Raw genomic sequence first — 1,552 nt, forward strand, 5'->3', positions numbered from 1 at the left:
ATTAAAAATGTAAAAATGAGTGATGATTACGCATTTTTACGAATACCGGAGATACGAGCGGAAACATCCAGTTTAAATGTATTATCAAGATCGGTTAGTAAAAAAATGAGCCATAAATTTATAAAAACGTTATATCTAGATTCCGTTGAGAAATCTTTTTATGAAGTATTTATTAGAACGGATTTAGAAAATCTAAGGAAGATAGACAGTGATAAAGATGAACAGGAACGATTTATCAATAAGAGATTTCCACCAGAAATAGCTGCAAATAATTTTATAAATGGGCGCTTGTTACCTATTATATTTTTGATGATAGATATAAACCCCGGCGATCAAATAAGTGAAAAGGATCTTGATTATATTAATGATATACTAACATGGCCAGCAAATATAATATATACAACTCCATTACTAAATTTTAATGATAGCATATCACGTGAAAAAAGACTAATATTCTATGAAGATTTTATTTCAAGGTTATTGGAAAATAAAAATACATTGTCTAATAATATACGAGTTGGTATATCGATTCCTACTCTTTATAGAGGTAGGCAGATTCCAGATGCTTTTAAACTATATGACACTGAAAATAATGAACCTGCATTTGTTACCATCGACTTTGAGCGAAATAGAATTACATCATCGAAAATGATTGGAGTTGTTAATAATATTCATCGTTATTTTAAAAGATTAAACAGTGAAAAATATGCTATATACGGATTTAATGTAAAACCATTTAAAAGGGGTGGCGATTATGCTGTAGCCGAAGATATGGGGTGTTTTATTTCTGGGATAAACGCCATAGGAGATACATATAAACTTAATAATAACAATAGAATATTTATACCGGCACCAAAAGAAATGGCAGATCTACCAAAAATTTTTGATAATGATGATTATAAATATTTAAAATTAGTGGATAAAGATGTACAGAACAAATTTATTTCGTGGTATGAAAAGAGTTATGGGGCTCAGTTCGATAATACACGACTCAAGAAGTATGCAAGATATACATCTTTATACAACACAATTAGTGTAGGCAGAGAAGCAAATGATATATCACAGATGTTAAAGAGCAATGAAAATAAAGAACTAAAGAAAAGACTGTCCAATAAAGACATTACAAAAATTACTTGGGAACTATTTAAATAACTTTTTACTAATTGGTCAGTTGCATAACCTCTCCTGTGTTATCCCCCTTATATTATAATTTCATCAATTATTATTTTTATAATTATCAAACCTGATTTATGATATTCTTAACCCTCCATATGCAAGAATTTTACCATAATTCTTTATGTCATCATATAGCCAGAATCTTTGGCATCCTTCACATTCAAGTGTTTCAGGTTTCCTTGATTTTAATCTTTTACTATACTTCCTCTTCACAGATGAATTGATTTCCCCTGTTCCATTCCATCTCATTCCATAGTTCTTTGATTCTGCCCTTAAGCTTTAATCATACGGCGACAAGGCACCCCAAATATCGGGGTCTCGAAGATAGGCAATTCCTATCTACCANATTCTTTTTATGGAAGCGCCAGATTCCTTG

The 1,552-nt window shown here is 30.7% G+C and carries 2 protein-coding genes; one reads left to right on the forward strand and one right to left on the reverse strand.

Annotated features, from left to right (window positions below; translation table 11 throughout):
• Positions 1-1,152: hypothetical protein (locus AMDU4_RS09665; RefSeq protein WP_021787800.1), on the forward strand; the 1,152-nt coding region annotated here is incomplete at its 5' end.
• 96 nt (positions 1,153-1,248) lie between these two features.
• On the opposite strand, the gene AMDU4_RS09670 is transcribed toward AMDU4_RS09665, so the two are convergent.
• The gene (locus AMDU4_RS09670; protein WP_021787801.1) at positions 1,249-1,425 is read right to left on the reverse strand and encodes a hypothetical protein; all 177 of its coding nucleotides are present in this window, start codon (positions 1,423-1,425) and stop codon (positions 1,249-1,251) included.
• Positions 1,426-1,552: the final 127 nt, after the last annotated feature.

The organism is Ferroplasma sp. Type II (assembly GCF_000496155.1).

What these genes read in the sequence shown, in the direction of transcription:
- AMDU4_RS09670 (WP_021787801.1), bottom strand. Translation starts at nt 1,425, where the DNA reads ATGAGATGGAATGGAACAGGGGAAATCAATTCATCTGTGAAGAGGAAG.